The sequence below is a fragment of the Microcoleus sp. w1-18aA5 genome (genome assembly GCF_036701705.1).
Classification (GTDB): domain Bacteria; phylum Cyanobacteriota; class Cyanobacteriia; order Cyanobacteriales; family Microcoleaceae; genus Microcoleus.
The window spans coordinates 1-14,444 of sequence record NZ_JAUPTE010000023.1; the positions used below are offsets into that span (position 1 = coordinate 1).

Annotated in this window: 11 protein-coding genes and 1 pseudogene; 5 read left to right on the plus strand and 7 right to left on the minus strand. The window is 45.1% G+C overall.

Features of this window, described 5'->3' with window-relative positions:
• Positions 1 to 299: 299 nt before the first annotated feature.
• From Q5691_RS10920 to Q5691_RS10945, 6 genes and pseudogenes are all read right to left on the minus strand, one after another.
• Positions 300 to 1,112 (minus strand): GUN4 domain-containing protein, encoded by an 813-nt coding sequence (locus Q5691_RS10920; RefSeq protein WP_333309254.1) that lies wholly within the window; start codon positions 1,110 to 1,112, stop codon positions 300 to 302.
• 468 nt (positions 1,113 to 1,580) lie between these two features.
• Positions 1,581 to 1,805: pseudogene (locus Q5691_RS10925) on the minus strand (DNA-directed RNA polymerase subunit omega); the annotation flags it as partial.
• Between the two features lie 123 nt (positions 1,806 to 1,928).
• Complete coding sequence (locus Q5691_RS10930) at positions 1,929 to 4,295, minus strand: transglutaminaseTgpA domain-containing protein (protein WP_333229515.1); 2,367 nt, start codon at positions 4,293 to 4,295, stop codon at positions 1,929 to 1,931.
• 342 nt (positions 4,296 to 4,637) lie between these two features.
• The gene (locus Q5691_RS10935; RefSeq protein WP_333309116.1) at positions 4,638 to 5,708 is read right to left on the minus strand and encodes a hypothetical protein; all 1,071 of its coding nucleotides are present in this window, start codon (positions 5,706 to 5,708) and stop codon (positions 4,638 to 4,640) included.
• Complete coding sequence (gene hetZ, locus Q5691_RS10940) at positions 5,701 to 6,882, minus strand: heterocyst differentiation protein HetZ (RefSeq protein WP_333214106.1); 1,182 nt, start codon at positions 6,880 to 6,882, stop codon at positions 5,701 to 5,703. The genes Q5691_RS10935 and hetZ overlap by 8 nt, the downstream gene beginning before the upstream one ends.
• A gap of 500 nt (positions 6,883 to 7,382) precedes the next feature.
• Positions 7,383 to 7,643: a hypothetical protein gene (locus tag Q5691_RS10945; protein ID WP_333214104.1), complete on the minus strand. Its 261-nt coding sequence runs from the start codon at positions 7,641 to 7,643 to the stop codon at positions 7,383 to 7,385.
• Here Q5691_RS10945 and Q5691_RS10950 point away from each other — a divergent pair.
• Complete coding sequence (locus Q5691_RS10950) at positions 7,627 to 8,166, plus strand: Dps family protein (RefSeq protein ID WP_333080946.1); 540 nt, start codon at positions 7,627 to 7,629, stop codon at positions 8,164 to 8,166. The two genes, Q5691_RS10945 and Q5691_RS10950, sit on opposite strands and share 17 nt — an antisense overlap.
• A 241-nt stretch (positions 8,167 to 8,407) precedes the next feature.
• On the opposite strand, the gene Q5691_RS10955 is transcribed toward Q5691_RS10950, so the two are convergent.
• A complete protein-coding gene (locus Q5691_RS10955; protein WP_333344818.1) occupies positions 8,408 to 9,508 on the minus strand; it encodes a glycosyltransferase family 2 protein in 1,101 nt (366 codons plus the stop codon).
• A 618-nt stretch (positions 9,509 to 10,126) separates the two neighbouring features.
• On the opposite strand from Q5691_RS10955, the gene Q5691_RS10960 reads away from it, so the two are divergent.
• The 4 genes from Q5691_RS10960 to Q5691_RS10975 all read left to right on the plus strand — a co-directional run bounded on the left by Q5691_RS10960 (position 10,127) and on the right by Q5691_RS10975 (position 14,417).
• Entirely contained in the window at positions 10,127 to 11,158 is a 1,032-nt protein-coding gene (locus Q5691_RS10960) for a glycosyltransferase family 2 protein (protein WP_333214100.1), read from the plus strand.
• A gap of 128 nt (positions 11,159 to 11,286) precedes the next feature.
• Positions 11,287 to 12,738 carry an NAD(P)/FAD-dependent oxidoreductase gene (locus tag Q5691_RS10965; RefSeq protein ID WP_333214098.1) on the plus strand — a complete coding sequence of 484 codons (1,452 nt, stop codon included), beginning with the start codon at positions 11,287 to 11,289 and terminating at the stop codon, positions 12,736 to 12,738.
• 21 nt (positions 12,739 to 12,759) lie between these two features.
• The gene (gene pnuC, locus Q5691_RS10970) at positions 12,760 to 13,431 is read left to right on the plus strand and encodes a nicotinamide riboside transporter PnuC (protein WP_333229511.1); all 672 of its coding nucleotides are present in this window, start codon (positions 12,760 to 12,762) and stop codon (positions 13,429 to 13,431) included.
• Entirely contained in the window at positions 13,428 to 14,417 is a 990-nt protein-coding gene (locus Q5691_RS10975; protein WP_333344821.1) for an AAA family ATPase, read from the plus strand. Before pnuC ends, Q5691_RS10975 begins: the two co-directional genes overlap by 4 nt.
• The last annotated feature ends 27 nt before the right edge of the window (positions 14,418 to 14,444 follow it).

The following is a 14,444-nucleotide window of genomic DNA, read 5'->3' on the forward strand; positions in this document are numbered from 1 at the left end:
TTTAGCAGGCATTCACTTTGTCTGAATATCATTATGTTATATTATACCACTATGCGTTTTAAATGCACAACAGCTTATCAAACAAACCTTTGATGTCATTGCATATTTGAGCTAGGAGTCGGCGCATTGAAGGTCGATCGTGGTTTCGTTTTGTTGCCCTAAATCTTGAAGCTTGACGGGAATTTTCTTAGGTTAAGCCATTGCTTGAATAATGACGAGTGGGGAAGGAAACACAGACAAGAAAGCTGCATATTGGTAGAGGCTTATTCCGTGAAATATGCAGCTTTATTTATCACACTTTACCAATCGTTTCTCTCTAAAATTGATTGGGCAAAATCTCTCGTTGCTTCACCTGAGTGGTACCACCAAGATATATTTAAGGGAAAAGCTGGCAAATGCCCTTTAGGAGCATATTGTAAGTTAAAGTTTAAATCATCATAGGATTTCCAACCAAAAACGCCACCGAATAAACCTGCTTTTCCTCGCCAGCCCATCTTTTCTCCAAAATCGCCTACTTTTTTTGACACATCCCAATAAATTTGTTTTTGCGCCTTAAAACCAAAATGTCCATTACTATTCTGTGACCAAAGTTGATTGATAGTCCGTAAATCCTCAATGGGCAAGATTCTCAAATTTTGCTCAAAACCACGGCTAGCTATCTTTACTATGATCTCACAGGTTTCTTGGTCTGCTTTTTTCCATTCTCCCACTTGTAGTAAACTACTGAGTCTAGTATAGTCTATGGTCAAAGCCATATTGATTTCGCTAGAAATCAGAGCAACGATTCCTTCTTCGGAAGTAGCGTTATCTAAATAATGTTGACTTTGTTCCCTAATTTTATTTATAACTGTTGGCGAAGTTAAGGGATTAATATGTTGATTAAGTTTGGCTTCATAGAACTTACAAGCAGCATTTCCTACTGCATAAATCATTAGGGCTTTAGCAGAAGCACTTATTATTTTACTGGGAATCATGCCATATTCTAGCCAGTCTATACCTGCATCAATAGCTCTTTCTCCCAAAAAAGCTGCACCAAAGGCTGTTAAAGCTTCAATTTTTCGTTCGGGATCTTGTAAGTTAAATCCATAAATATCGGCAATCTGATAAACCATTTCTGCCGATAGTTTGGTGATTTCTGGTAAATCGTACTTAGCTATCCCCCTGATAACAGCTTCGGCTCTTGGAATTCCTCTAACTAAATCCACTCCAGCCGCTTGTAAGGATTTGTGAACAATAAGAACATGAGCAATTTCATAGGGAGATTTGTCTCGGTAGCTGTGCTTTAGCCTTTTAACAGACGATTCAGATGCAGCAAAATTAATTTCACAAATAGATTCACCAATCCAATTAACTAGACTATTCCAAGCATTTGAATTAGATTCTTGCTTTAGTTGTCGTAGTTGAGGATTAGCATTGACTTCAGTATTTATTTGAAGAATTTGTTCGCTGGTTTGTGGCGATGATGTTGTATTGGTCGGCGATGGTGCGGGTGTTGGTGCGGGTGCGGGTGCGGGTGCGGGTGTTGGTGCGGGTGTTGGTGCGGGTGTTGGCGATATTCCTTCAAATGGAGGTTCAATAACTTCATCAATAATCTCTGGGTATGTCAGTTCGTCTGACATCTCGAAAATTGCTCGCATTACTGGCTTCATCTGGTGGTCATCCATACTGTCAAAATCCTCATACCGACGGCGCTTGGCACGGTTAGCAACTTGAACAGTAATGCGGTAGCGATTGGAAGATGCCGCCACCAACTCTTCAGCACGTCGGATGAGTTGAGTGGAATCAAATTGAGGACGTTTCACCATAATTGAGTACCTTCTGGTGCAAATTTACCAGTAATAGGAGGGTTACTTATTAAGATTAAATAAGAGCTAGGCGAACTTCTCAACAGGGTAGGCAAGCGACGCTTTTTTTCCTACCCTTATCGCTTAAAACCAGCGCTTTTTGAGTTTCTTCAAGTGCGATCGCCTCAAATTTTCCACCAACCCCCGCAACTGGTTCAAATTACCCGCTTCGCCCCCGTACTTCCACCGCACGTAAGCCTGCGAAACCTCATCAATCACCTCAGCTTCATCAGTTGCATGATTCCCGCGCATAGCCTCAGCATACTCCAAAGGCGTTTGAGCGCGAGGTTTCACAAATCCCCTACTCGCCAAATCTTTCAGCATTTCCTGATAAACTCCCTCCACGGGCGGCAACTTCGCCAGCCAGCGGCGGTGGCGCCACTTGCGCCACAGTTGCCAAATTAACCAGCCAATAAAGCCAAAGGCGATCGCAGCAATCAAACCAGTAAATAACCCCACCCAACCCTTAGCAAACTGTCCCAGAAACCAGCCTACAATCAAAGTTATCCAGCCAATTACAAAACCTATGACTGAATCCAGCCCGCTTCTGAGAGGAGTCGGTAGCCAACCCGCGATCCAATTCCAAAACGATTCCAGCGCACTAAAAGTCTGGTTGTCTTCCACCGAAGCCGGAATCAGCGGATAACCGGGAATCGGATTAAAAGCAAACCAGCCATTATTGGGAAAATATACCTCCGTCATCAAAAAAGCGTCGGTATTTTTCACAACATAGTAACCAGTAAACGGGTTGAATTCCCCCGTATCGAAACCGCCCACCAGCCGCGCCGGAATCCCGATCGACCTCAGCATAATTGTCAGTACCGTCGAAAAGTGGTCTGGATATCCACCTGTAACTTTTTTGCCGTCCTGGGTGTTTTTGTAGCCAAACAGAAAAGCCTGGACTAAATCTTCACCTTCTTCTAAGTAAGGCAAAGCTTTTTCTATTTTGTAATTCGGATTTTGCTTTAAATATTGAGCCAAATACAAAGCTTTTTCGTAAGGAGAATCGATCGCTCTATCAGACTTAGCTACTCTCGTCCTTGCTAGCAATATTTCCTCAGTTTTTGCCCGCACCTTTGCGGCAATTTCCGGCGGCACATCCAAATAGAAATTGCGAATATTTTTCGGGTAATTAGTACCAGTTTTACCCAACAAAGCTCGATCGCGAAAAGGCACATTAGAAATCACCGTATAAGTCACACCTTCTCCCAATTCTGCAGGCGCTCGCAAACCCCCCTCCGCATCAATCGCCGCCTCTGGACTAGGAAAATAAAGCTCCTTCGGCTTGTTTAAAGCCGGAATCAAATTCGGCATTGGAGCAACAATAGTATAACTTTGAATCACCTCTTGAGTCCGAGGCGCATTGGGAAACGGATTCAAATAAAATTGATAAGACCAGCTAGGTCGAGTCAGCTTTTGAGCTTGTTCGTTGCGAGAAATTTCCCAACCCTGACCAGTGTATTTGTCAAAGCCTAATACCCGCCAAAAACCCGCAGCCTGCGATCGCACCCGCATCACCACTTGAGGTTTCATTTCCCCCCGCAAATTTTGATTAATGCGCTGGTTGAAACCGTAATAAAAAGTAGAGTCTACCTCTCCTGGCCCAGAGTCTGGATTTCTCCCCGTTCCTCCGCCAGTTCCTTTTTCATTTCCCCCTCTAACATACCCCGGATTCAGAATGCTGCGCGAGTCAAACTCCCCCTGATATTCAATAGGAGCACTCACCGGAAAAGTCCGCAACTGATAGCCAGGGAGGCGTGGCAAAAACGCAAAAATAGTCAGCCCCAACCCGACAGTTATCAGTAGCAGCCAACCAAAATACTTTGGGGATAAAGTAGCAGCAAATAGCGACAGGCTTTCATTTTTCCCTTTACCTTGTGCTTTTTCGCCAATGGCTTCTGGCTTCAAAAATCCCAAGCGCGATCGATAATCCAACACTAAAGTCGGAAGTGCTAAAGCCAAAAACACCAACAACAGCGGCCCAAAAGTCAAGGTTTGGCTGAGAGTCGCTGCTACCCCTAACAAAATTAGCCCGATTACCATCGAATAGCCCAAATCCTTGCGGCGGGGCAAATCGAAACTGTGCAGCACTTGAAGTTGGATTAACAGTTGCGCCAAAACTAACCGCGTATCGTTCAATTCTCCCACCAAGCGGCTAAAAAAAGCGAACAGCGCCACCAGCATTCCAATAGCTATGCAGAACTTAGCAGCTACATTGCGATCGCGGCGGCGGTACCAACTCCAAGTTGCTCCCACAATACTAACAGGCACAGCCCACAGGTTTAGAGCTTCTTCAGCAGCAACGTCAGTAGCTACAATTCCCACAATTACCAACAACTGAACTAGGATTCGCAGCAGTAAAGAATCCTCAATCACCGGCGGAGGCATGGCCTCAATCTGCTCCCACAGCTTACCCAACACAGGTATATTTCGCAGGTTATCAGTTGTCATGTGCACCCATCCAACTATTTTAGATTTTAGATTTTAGATTTTAGATTGAATCCACAGATAAATCTGGATTTTAACTAATATCTAAATCTTATTTCCCTGTCAAACGATTTTAGATTTTAGATTTTAGATTGAACCCACAGATAAATCTGGATTTTAACTAATATCTAAATCTTATTTCCCTGTCGTTAGATTTTAGATTGAACCCACAGATGAATCTGGTGGCTTTAACTAATATCTAAACTTTTTCGCTTTCCACGACCGAAGTCGAGGGATTCCATCTGTTTTTGTGTGAGGTCAAACCACAGAGTAAACACCTACATTATTTACTCTAAATAGACCTTTCTAGTTGCTATATTGTCCTGCCCAAATTGGACGAATAGCAAACATCAAAGGTCTGGTCTCGAAGTTTTGGAATCGAACTTCTAGGGCATAAGTCTTGTTAGGTTGCGGGTCAAACAACTCCACACTTAAATGCCCCGAATTCGGACGGTGTGCAGTTGCTTCGGCATCTCCTCCCTTGAGTTCCAAACTTCCTGCCCCCGGAAATTGGCACTCAACTCTTAAACACGGCATTGGCTGTTCTCTGTTGGGGTTCGAGAGGTATTGAGCCTCCAGAGTCAGCGCACCCAAACCAGTCAGCCACTCCCGGGAAACCGGCGGCTGATTCACAGGACAATCGAGAGTTAGAGACTCAATGATTTCCTTGGCGGCCAACAGCGATAGCACCATTTGTTGATCGGTACTGGCTGCTTCGTAATTCGGGAAATCTTCTAAATCTAGAAGTCCCCGCAAAGAACCTCGGAGCACTAAACCAGCTAACTCGTTGAGTTCCTGAGACTGGCCCGGAAATAAGCTATCTACAGCGCGAACTAACTTTGAGCCTTGCCGCAGCGACGACATTACCAGTTCCTGACAAGGTTCTAGCAGTTGAGCAAAAACCCCTTGGGCGATCGGAATTGGCAGGCGGCCCCACCTGATATTTTGTAGTTGGGGAGTCCAGATGTGTAGGGGGGGAACCCATTGCGGGGCTACATCGTCTGGGTAGTCGTGGTCGTAGCTTTTGAATTCTGTTTCCCAGGGGAACAGCGGCGGGTTAGATTCAATTTCGGCTCTAAGCCTTTCTTTTAACAAGGTCTGAAAACGGTCTTGCACGGTCGGTATTTCTCCAATTGTCAGCGGTTGTGCGGGTGCATTGTTGTGCGCCCCCACTTGATAGTCCAGCGGGTCTGGTTCGTCCCATTCCCAGTATTCCACCCCGGAATTGTCTTCTGTGTCGCCCCACTCTTCTGAGCGAGGGGATGGATTGAGGTTTTCCTCATTTTCGTTAGAGGTATTCGCGATCGGCACCTGCAATATCCAGTCTAAAAAATGGCGATCGAAAGCCTCTGCATCCCTGTTCGTTTCGTTATTCATCACTAGATGCCCCTTCTCCGGAATCTGAACGATTTCGCAATTCCCACGCAAGTTCCAGCAATTTAAACCACCGCTTCTGTACCTGGGCTACCGTGCTACCCAGGGTTTGGGCGATCGCTGATTCTGACAGACCCTGTTGTTTCAACTTTAGCAAACGCTGTCCCTCTGGACCAATTTGCTCGCCAAACGCCTGCCACTGAGAAGGCAGCAAACCCAAATTGCGGTCTAAGTCTGCTTCCAGCCACTGGTGAACAAGTTCCCAGCGGTGCGACATGGCGAACCTGAGCAAATGGTACTTGAAGCGCTGCTGTAAATAGTCTCTTTGGCGGGGAGTTATGCCCAGAAGCGACTCTATTTCATTAGTCGGCAAGTCTTGCAAGCGCAGCACGAAGTAATCGGCGCAGTCTTGTTGATTGCGCTCTTTCAAGTAAGCCACTAATTCGTCAATCACGTTTAGCCGCAGAGATTCTGACTCGTCGCCTTGCGGGCGAATTGCAGCGGAACCCTGTCCTGCCATCGCTTCCCGCACGGAGTGCACCGAGGTGTCGTTCCAAGTTTGGTCGGAATCGGAAGCCCCTCCGTCAGCGGCTTGTTCCATATCTACGGAGGTTTCTTTGGGCTGCTGCTGGGAAAAGGTTTGGGCCCGTAAAATAATTAGTTGCTGACTGCGGTTCCGAGGTAAAGGAATGCGCCGCTTGCCGAAGCGCTCTACAAAGGCCATGTACTCTGCTAGTTCTAAGCGAGTGCGGGGACTGTAGGTAGGTGGCAGTTGGGTTTCGCGCCGGAATGCCTTTAAAGCTTCCAGATAAAATCCTTGCAAAAAATCTTTGATCAGTTCTACTCGCGCCTGATAGCTAGACTGCACCTGCGGAGGGGTGATGTAGCGATAGACGATCGCGCTGAGGGTACTGTGCAATTCTACTCGCCCGGGCCCGGAGCCTAAATTGTAATAGTGGAGGCATTGTTGCAGGCGGTGCTGAGCTAGGCTCTGGGCTGAACCTTCTATATCTCCAGAGGCCTGAATCCGCTGGCTTTCAGTGCATATCCTGTTGACTTCTGCTGCGAGTCGCCCTGCTACATCTTGGCAGTTCTGCTCAGACGCGCGAGTGGACTTTTTGAGTTCGTCTAACAGCAGTTGAAATATGGTTTCCACGCTCTGGCAGATTTCCCGCATGATGGTTTACAGCTAACAATGAAAGTAGCACAGTTAGTCAAAGTATGGATAAATATTTCCTACCGCTACTTTACCCCGGATTCCCCAGATAGGACAAACTGCAATGCCCTCTTTCTCCTCCTTCGCGCAAACACAGAGGATTGCTTTTTTTATCTCTCCTGGAGACGCCATCCGCCAAGAACCAGGTTTAAACAGTTGCCATAACGATGGTTCATCAGAGTGTCGGGTTGGACAAAGCATTCATGGGGGCCCAAAACGCTACACGGCCGTTGATACCTTCGGCTGAGTGCTGTGGTGGTCACAGCAGCGCAAGTCCTTCCCAAGGTGAAGCGAGCAAACAGGCTCTCTCTTTCGGTCTACTAGATGGGGTCAAGGGTTATATTTAATTGCAAGTTCCTTATGCCATCATTTAAACCCGCCCGCACAATTAAGTGTGTGTGATGTTCGTTAACTTCGGCATAAATTCCTTGATTTTTACTAACAATCAGAGTGCAGCCTTTTTATATAGCGGGATTGAGCGGGGGTTCCCCTGCTGCCCAATCGATGCGATCGGCAAACAAAAGCGCTTCGGAACAATAAGTTTGATTGCATCTATCTAAGGGTATCAATATTGCAATTACTTTAACCTGAAAAGCAGATATTTTACTAAAATGCGATCGTCTTCGATCGTCCTCTGGGTTGATGTAAGTGGTTGGGTAAATTTGTTCTAATAAATGTAAAGTTAGATTTGAAGGAACAATTTCAATGCGTAAGTTAAACATAGGTCTATCTGACGAGCAGCGTGCAGGCGTTATCGAACTATTGAATCACGACCTGGCAGATGCTTATCTGCTGTTAATCAAAACCAAAAAGTATCACTGGGATGTAGTTGGCCCACAGTTTAGATCGCTCCATCAGTTGTGGGAAGAACACTATCAGGCGTTAACACTAAATATCGATGCTATGGCTGAACGGGTGAGAACTTTAGGTGGTTATCCAATTGGTACTGCTGAGGGCTTTCTGAAGTATGGTTCGATAAAAGAACATATCGGCGATTTGCCTTTGGCTACGGAAATGGTATCGCGTTTAGTTGACGACCACGAACTGATTATTCGCAATCTCCGCAAACACGTTGAACAGTGCGGTGAAGAGTTTAAGGATGACGGAACCGCAGACTTTTTGACTGGTTTGATGGAACAGCACGAACAAATGGCTTGGATGTTGCGATCGTTTATTGAAGGGGAATCTATTTCGCCCGATGGTAAGCAGCCCCAAGCTCAAACTGCTACAGCTTCTCACGCTTAGAGATATTAAGTAGAGGGAATAAGGAAGTTCGGCAACGGATTCGCTCCACGGATGTAATGGATGTAACGGATGTCAGGAAGCAGGAAGCAGGAAGAAAAGGAAGAAGTAAGAATGGAAAATTAATTTTTTTTATTTAACCCTCTTTCCTGATTCTCGATCGACCAACCAGGCAGAATTAAACGCCCTCTAGCTTCCTCAAAAACCCGGTTTCTTCAAAAAACCGGGTTTTTCAACGTAGGGTTTATGTAGATTTTCGATTTCCTAAACTATTGAATCGCATTCTTTCGTATAGCTGCGATGGCAACATTCTGTGAGCCTTGGTTCGCGCCTCAATCCTAGCAAGTGTCGTCCCTTCACTCGATTCTGATGCTTGTTTTAACTCTAACCCTGATTCTGTTGGCGGTGGGAGTATTATTTTTAATATACTTTCAATTGACAGCAGATACAAATTGTGGCGCAAAAGTGCCATTAATAAATCTTCTTTGAAAGCTCGATACAGCCAAGATAATGTACTGCGGTGATTGCCGCTGCGGTTGCTTTTAACAGCTAAGTAAATGTAAAAATTGCTGCTAGACCAGTGATAAATTCTGCTGGGAATTTCGGGATGTTGCTGTCGGACATCTGCCATAATTAAAGAGTGAGCTTTGGCCATTGCTGCATAGTTGCTAGACATACTTCTGGCAATCTGCCGATAGCCAACTAAGTATTCTGGTACGACTTTAAATTGATAATGTTCGGCTATGCGGAGGTGCAGTTCCCAGTCTTCGCAGCCTTGAGCGTTTTCTAGTTTAAGTTGGCTGTTGTAACCGCCGACTTTTGCAAAACAAACGCGGCGGATTAGAGATGAGCTGGCATTGCCTATAAAATATTTATAAATTAATGCTGTGTAAACTTCTCCTTCGATGGTGGAGTTATAAAATCCACCTGTGAGCAAGTCTTTTTCATTTATATCAACTGACCAGGAATAGACAACTCCGACAGATGGTGCTGAGGAATTCAGGCAGTTAACTTGTTTTTCTAGGTTTTGCGGATACCAAATATCGTCGGCATCGATGGGGGCAATATATTCGCCTTTTGATTTTTCAATTGCTAGGTTGCGGGCGACGGCGACGCCGGAATTTGGCTGGTGGAATAAGCTGACTCGGCTATCTTTTTGAGCAAAAGATTGGACGATTTTGGCTGTTGTATCTGTAGAGCCGTCATCAACTACTAAAACTTCTATGTTTTGATAAGTTTGAGATAAAACAGACTCTAAGGTTTTAGCAATAAAATTGTCAGCGTTGAAAGCTGGTATGATGACTGAAACTAATGGCTGATTTAAAGTGTTTTGGGAGTTGTTCATGTAATATAAAAAAGGGTTTATGTAAAAGTTTTGGTTCAAAGGGAGCTAGCTAAGGGTATGTTAGCAAATTACGAAAGCTCGATCGTACAGCGTCAGAAATTTTAAGACGTATATTTGACGTATATTTAAAATATATTGCCAAAAATAATAAAATGTGCATTGACTCCGCAGTCGCGATCGACACTTGGTGCAGGAGTCATTCGGAGATGAGGTCTGTAAAATAAATTGTACCGCGCAAGTCCTGACAGTTCCCGGATACCCGTAGAAAGTATGTTTTATTTTATACGGTGTACTTACTTATAAAATCACAGTCTTGTGCGGTGCAACACAGCCGCACAAAAATCCTGCCGGTGCTTTTTCGCAAGTTTACACAAACAATCCTATATTTAAAGATTTTGTAAAGCTGTTGTCTGCATCAGGTCAGTCTCAGCAAGATATGGCGTAGAATACAGGTATGAATTGGGGAAAATCCCATCGAGAATGCCAGCAAAAAATCTAGTTGAATACAAACAGCAATCGAGTTATAAATAAAAAAGTAGAGCTAATTTTACCCTTAGTAAAGTAGCAACAATAAAATCCCAGCAAATTTTAGCCCCTGCAACTTAAACAATTTAGGTAATGATTTCTACCGCCGACCCCACTGTATCCGTTATTATCCCAGTCCACAACGGGGGCTCTTACTTCCGCACCTGTTTGTCAAAACTGGCTCAAGCTGTGCCCAAACCGATCGAAATTATTGTAGTAGCAGATGGCGAAAGCGACGGTTCCTGGCGTCTGGCCAAGGAATTCGGCGCCAAACTGATCAGGATTCCCGAATGCGGGGGGCCAGCGCGGGCAAGGAATTTGGGTGCCCAAGCTGCAAAGGGAGATATTCTGTTTTTTGTGGATGCTGATGTCGCTGTTTGTCCAGAAGCTGTGGGCTATGCGATATCGGTGTTCAAAAATAATCCCTACTTAGCTGCTTTCATTGGCTCTTACGACGATGATCCTGGAGATCCTGATTTTCTATCGCAGTACAGGAACTTGCTGCACCACTACGTGCACCAAACAGGTAACGAAGAAGCTTCGACTTTTTGGGGCGCTTGCGGAGTGATTCGCCGGGAAATTTTTTTGCAAATGGGTGGCTTTAATGAGAGTTATCGCCAAGCTTCGATCGAAGATATTGAGTTCGGCTACCGTTTGAAACAAGCAGGTTATAACATTCGGCTGTGCAAAACATTGCAGGTTAAGCATTTAAAGCAGTGGAAACCTATGGGGATGGTGAAAGCTGACTTTTTCTACCGAGCACTGCCTTGGACAGAACTGATTTGGCGTGATCGCCAATTGAATAACGACCTCAACTTGCAAGTTTCAAATCGCATTAGCGTGATTTTAACTTATGCAGTGCTGCTGGCAGTTTTGGGAACGTGCTGGTCGCTGAGCTTTCTGTTACTGGCTAGTTTGCTGGCCATACCACTGGTAGCAATTAATGCACCGCTTTACCGATTTTTTCACCGTAAACACGGTATCCTATTTGCCCTGAAAACTATTCCGTGGCACTGGCTTTTCTACTTTTACAGCGGACTGGCATTCGCGATCGGCACTGGTCGCTACTTATACCAAAAAAAGCCTGTGACTGGCAAAGTTAGCTTGCCGGTATCCGCTCAATAAATCAAGGTAATTTGTGCTTAAACATCAGGTAGATCGATAGTTTCTCAGGGTATTCACGGGTGCATCTATCCCTTTGACAAGTTATAAATAACTGTATAGTTTCGATAAAAAAGCTGGAGGTAGGCTGAGTGAAACATTATCCTGTTGCGATCGTGGGTGCAGGCCCTGCGGGCTTGACTGCTGCCTATGAGCTCGTCAAGCAAGGCATCATCCCTGTTGTACTAGAAAAAGGTGATAAAGTTGGGGGAATAGCTCGCACAGAAACCTACAAAGGCTATCGTTTCGATATTGGCGGCCACCGCTTTTATACTAAAGTTGAAGCCGTGCAGCAGTTGTGGCAAGAGGTTCTGGGAAATGAGTTTATTAAAGTGCCACGATTGTCGCGAATCTTTTATCGAGGTAAATTTTTTAACTATCCGATCAGTGCCTTCAATACTCTCTTTAATTTGGGCATAATTGAGAGTACGCTAATTATTTTGAGTTATCTGAAAGTGAGAGTTTGGCCACTTACCGAAGAAAAAACTTTTGAACAATGGGTGATCAATCGTTTTGGCGAACGCTTGTATAAAACATTTTTTAAGACTTACACTGAAAAAGTTTGGGGCATTCCTTGTTCGGAAATTCAAGCAGATTGGGCGGCCCAGCGGATTAAAGGATTGTCGCTGACGACAGCAATTATTAATGCTTTGTTTGGTAGCAACGACACTAAAACATTAATCAAAGAGTTTGATTATCCAGCTTTGGGGCCGGGGATGATGTGGGAAAAGTTCGCGGAAGCTGTGGAGAATAAAGATGGCAAAGTTTATCTCGATACTAAAGTGATTAGCTTTGAGCGTGAAGGGAATAAAATTAAAAGTATTACTGCTGAGCAAAACGGAGAATTAATTCAATATTCCGCGGATAATTTCATTACCAGTATGCCGATATCGGCGCTGGTAGCAAGAATGAAACCGCAGCCGCCCGAAGAGGTATTGCACGCCGCGCGATCGCTCAAATATCGAGATTTTTTGATTGTATCGCTGATTGTCGATCGCAAGGATTTGTTTCCTGACAACTGGATTTACATTCACTCTCCCGAAGTCAAAGTTGGACGAATTCAAAACTTTAAGAATTGGAGCGCAGCTTTAGTTCCCGATGTCAGCAAAAGTTGTTTAGGAATGGAATATTTCTGTAGCGTAGGCGACGAGATTTGGGAAATGTCGGACGCTGAACTGATCGAATTAGCAACTCGCGAATTGGTTGGTTTAGGGTTAGCAACAACGGCTGATGTGGAAGATGGAGTGGTCATACGGCAACTTAAAGCTTATCCAGTTTATGATGGAGAATATCGAGGACACTTGCAGGTACTTGAAGGTTTTTTGAAGGGATTTGAGAATTTGCAGACGATCGGGCGCAACGGTATGCACCGATACAACAACCAAGACCATTCCATGCTGACGGGGATGCTGGCTGTGAGAAATATTCTCGGCGAAAAGCACGATTTGTGGGATGTGAATACTGAGCGATCGTACTATGAAGACTTTAGTGTCGATCGCTCAAAAGAAAAGAAGGATTCGGATTTGATTTCGCAGTCAATATAGGCAGCCGAGATAGGGATTGCCATGAAAAAAGCGAACCTGCCAAACTTAATCGGCTTGACAGCAAGCATCTTCGTACTCCTGCTTTCTGTGCAGTGGTTTGTCCCTATCCAACTCGACTTAATGGAAGCGATAGCCGCGATCGCTTCTGCTTGGAGCGTTTGGCTGCTTGCTAAAAACAATCCCCTAGGGTGGTGGATCGGCTTAATCGGAGTTATCGCCTACGCTGCGGTGTTTTATCAAGTTAAACTTTACGGCGAAGTTGCGATTCAATTTTTCTATTTAATCACGAGCTTGCGAGCAATTTATATTTGGCTGCAGGGCGGCGAAAACAGCACAGAAAAACCTGTATCTCGCATGGATCAACGCTGGCTCATCCTCACCGCAGTCTTAGTTACAGTTGGCGTATTTGCCTTGCGAACAGTATTAGTATATTTGGGCGGTGCGGCACCATTTTGGGACGCCCTGACCACCATCTTAAGCTCGATCGCCCAGTTGTATCTGATGGAACGCTATCTCGAAAGCTGGTATTTGTGGATTGTTGCAGACACGATTTACGTTCCCTTGTATGCCTCGCGCGGGCTATATCTGACGAGTATTTTGTACGCGATATTTTGGTTGATGGCAATTTACGGACTGCAAAATTTTCAGCGGATTTACTCGGAACAAAAGTTAAAACAGCAGCAATCTTTATGATACTGGGTGTTACTGTAGGCAAATTTTACCCCTTCCACAAAGGACACGACTACTTAATTCGAGAAGCTAAAAAAAAGGTTGACCGTTTAATCGTTCTCGCCTGTTACAAAACAAATCAAGCAGTTGCAGGAAGCGTTAGAGCCGACTGGATTCGGTTTTTGCATCCCGACGCAGAAGTTATCGAAGTCCTCGACGATTTGCCGGAAGCCCCCGAACCTTGGGCTCAGAGGACTCTTGAGGTGCTTTCCGGGCGAAAACCAGATATCGCTTTTACTTCAGAAGATTACGGGGAACCTTGGGCAAAACTGATGGGAACTCAACACTTTGCAGTCGATCGCGAACGGCTCAAATTCCCGATTTCTGGAACCCAATTGCGATCGCACCTAGCCGAACACTGGCAAATGCTGACTCCCCCAGCCAAAGCCTACTTTGCCAAACGAGTCTGCGTGCTGGGTGTAGAATCGAGCGGCACAACTACCCTGGCACGATCGCTCGCACAGCACTACCAAACTGTTTGGGTTCCCGAATACGGCAGGTGTTACTGGGAAGGTAGGCAATATTCGCCCGAACCTGAAATTTGGGACAGCTATGAATTTGTAGAAATTGCCAAAAAACAAGCTGCTATAGAAGACGATATTGCTACTCGCGCTAACAAAGTCGTTATCTGCGATACAGATTCTTTAGCTACTTGTATTTGGCACAAACGTTACCTTGCTTCGGAACACCCGACACTCGAGCAAATTGCAGACAGCCGCCGCTACGATTTGTATATCTTGACTCAGCCGGATTTCGGGTTTGTTCAGGATGGAACGCGAGAAAGCGAACATTTACGGATGACTATGCACCAACAGTTTGTTGAGGTCCTTCAGCAGAAAGGAAAGCGGTATATTACTGTGGGAGGAACGCACGAGTTGCGAATGTCGGAGGCAATTGGGGCGATCGATTCAGTGTTGGTGTTTGAACGATTAAAGGAGCTAGAGAATTAGGAATAAGTGGAGCGTGAGCGCGCACCT

What these genes read in the sequence shown, in the direction of transcription:
- pnuC (WP_333229511.1), top strand. Translation starts at nt 12,760, where the DNA reads ATGAAAAAAGCGAACCTGCCAAACTTAATCGGCTTGACAGCAAGCATC.
- Q5691_RS10920 (WP_333309254.1), bottom strand. Translation starts at nt 1,112, where the DNA reads ATGGTTTATCAGATTGCCGATATTTATGGATTTAACTTACAAGATCCC.
- Q5691_RS10960 (WP_333214100.1), top strand. Translation starts at nt 10,127, where the DNA reads ATGATTTCTACCGCCGACCCCACTGTATCCGTTATTATCCCAGTCCAC.
- hetZ (WP_333214106.1), bottom strand. Translation starts at nt 6,882, where the DNA reads ATGCGGGAAATCTGCCAGAGCGTGGAAACCATATTTCAACTGCTGTTA.
- Q5691_RS10945 (WP_333214104.1), bottom strand. Translation starts at nt 7,643, where the DNA reads ATGTTTAACTTACGCATTGAAATTGTTCCTTCAAATCTAACTTTACAT.
- Q5691_RS10950 (WP_333080946.1), top strand. Translation starts at nt 7,627, where the DNA reads ATGCGTAAGTTAAACATAGGTCTATCTGACGAGCAGCGTGCAGGCGTT.
- Q5691_RS10930 (WP_333229515.1), bottom strand. Translation starts at nt 4,295, where the DNA reads ATGACAACTGATAACCTGCGAAATATACCTGTGTTGGGTAAGCTGTGG.
- Q5691_RS10955 (WP_333344818.1), bottom strand. Translation starts at nt 9,508, where the DNA reads ATGAACAACTCCCAAAACACTTTAAATCAGCCATTAGTTTCAGTCATC.
- Q5691_RS10935 (WP_333309116.1), bottom strand. Translation starts at nt 5,708, where the DNA reads ATGAATAACGAAACGAACAGGGATGCAGAGGCTTTCGATCGCCATTTT.
- Q5691_RS10975 (WP_333344821.1), top strand. Translation starts at nt 13,428, where the DNA reads ATGATACTGGGTGTTACTGTAGGCAAATTTTACCCCTTCCACAAAGGA.